This window comes from Ruminiclostridium papyrosolvens C7, from assembly GCF_000421965.1.
In the GTDB taxonomy this organism is placed as follows: domain Bacteria; phylum Bacillota; class Clostridia; order Acetivibrionales; family DSM-1351; genus Ruminiclostridium; species Ruminiclostridium papyrosolvens_A.
In genome coordinates this window covers 1-1,262 of sequence record NZ_ATAY01000048.1, presented here as the reverse complement: position 1 = coordinate 1,262, position 1,262 = coordinate 1, and the positions used below count along the sequence as shown (strand labels likewise).

At 53.0% G+C, this 1,262-nt stretch carries 1 protein-coding gene; it reads left to right on the top strand.

The genetic code is table 11. The features are described 5' to 3' along the window. Nucleotides 1-12 precede the first annotated feature (12 nt). Nucleotides 13-1,262, top strand: a 1,250-nt coding sequence (locus L323_RS40825; protein WP_081665710.1) for an IS1380 family transposase, incomplete at its 3' end; no start/stop codon positions are given.

The following is a 1,262-nucleotide window of genomic DNA, read 5'->3' as shown; positions in this document are numbered from 1 at the left end:
AGCACCTTTTAGGTGAAGTCTACCACACCCGTTAGCAAAATCAAGACAGAATTTTCGCTGAATAACGCAACGAGCTTCGGAGGCATCAAAGTCTTCTTGGCCTTTCTCGAAAAAATCAAGCTTGCCGAGGCGATGCGCAGCCTCTCCGGCGGCAAAGCGCACAACTCGATTTTCCCTATTCATCTTATCCTGCTCTACCTCATCGTCGGCTGGATGCTCGGCTGCGAGCGGATTTTTCATTTCCGCAAACTGCAACATGACCCGCTGCTGAACCGTTTCCTGGGCGGACGTTGTCCGCATCATAGCTTGTTGTACAAGGAGCTTGGACGGCTTGGCCGGTCGTGTCCGCAGTTGCCGACTGAACTGCGGATACTGAATCAGGAAATCATCCGGCCCTGCCTGCCCTTTGACATCATTCTCGATCTGGACTCCACAGTAGAAACGGTATACGGCGATCAGACCGGCGCGGCCAAGGGGACAAACCCGCACAAGCCCGGGCGTAAAAGCTATCATCCGCTGTTGGCCTTTGAAGGCCAAACCCGCTTGAATCTGAACGCGACGCTTCGGCCGGGCAACACGCACTCCTCCACTGACGCTGCCGACTTCCTGCAGCAAACCTTCGAGCTCCTCGGCGATCGCAAGGTGAAGTACGCCCGATTTGACAAAGGCTTCGGCGGCGAAGACTTCTACAGCCTTTGGGAAAGCAAAGGAATCGGCTATGTCGGCAAGCTCAAATGGACACAGCGGCTGGAAAAAGAAGTTCAGGCCTGCCGCTATTGGACGCGCTATGTTGACGAAGACTGGATCATCGAAGGCATTACCTTGATCTATAAAGCGACGTCCTGGAAGAAGCCGCGGCGCGTGGCGATTATTCGTAAAGCGCAGGTGTTTGATGACGGACAAGGCCGGATCGTGTTCGATACAGACTGGCAATATGAAGCGATTGTAACCAATCTGGAATGGGAGCCGATCGATTTGTGGCGCTTCTACAACCAGCGCTGCTGCATGGAAAATTACATCAAGGAAGCCAAAAACGGTTTCTCGATCGATCGCATCGCCACAAGCGATTTTAAAGCGAATGAACTGGATTTGCTCATCAAGCTGCTTGCCTATAACTTGTTCGAGCGATTCAAACGCGATTGCTGCGAGCCGGTGCATCAAGGTTATACCATTGCAAGGTTCCGTCTGGAGTTCTTTCACTGCGCGGCGACGCTCATTCAGCACGGTCGATCTGTCGTGCTCAAACTGATGAAGAACTTCGC